The sequence below is a fragment of the Flavobacterium sp. I-STPP5a genome (genome assembly GCF_009764685.1).
Classification (GTDB): Bacteria; Bacteroidota; Bacteroidia; order Flavobacteriales; family Flavobacteriaceae; genus Flavobacterium.
The window spans coordinates 1-481 of record NZ_VHLM01000028.1; the positions used below are offsets into that span (position 1 = coordinate 1).

Sequence of the window (481 nt, forward strand, 5' to 3'; positions counted from 1 at the left end):
GAAGGATTGACGCATCTACCTTGCTCAGTCGAGATTGCCAGTGAATTTCGGTATCGTGAGCCTGTGGTATTAGATAATACCTTGATGATTTGTATTTCTCAATCAGGAGAAACAGCCGATACCTTATCAGCGCTGCGTGATATACAGCGTCGCAACATTAACGGCTTGGTATCTTTGGCATTGTGTACTGTACCCACTTCATCACTGGTACGTGAAACGGATATTTTCTTACCAACAATGGCAGGGGTAGAAATCGGTGTTGCCTCTACCAAAGCCTTTACCACTCAACTCGTTGCCTTAATGCTGTTGGTACTCAAAATTGGTCGTATCCAACAACGCATTGATGATATGACTTTTACGCAGTTAATCAAAGACTTACACCAACTTAATGGGCAGCTACATGCTTGCCTAAAGTTAGATTCACCTATTAAGAAGATGAGTGACTTATTTGAAACCAAGCAAAGCTGCTTATTTTTAGGGC

General features: G+C 42.0%; 1 protein-coding gene. It reads left to right on the forward strand.

Features of this window, described 5'->3' with window-relative positions:
- Positions 1 to 481: SIS domain-containing protein (locus FJV36_RS06370; protein ID WP_158980920.1), on the forward strand; the 481-nt coding region annotated here is incomplete at both ends.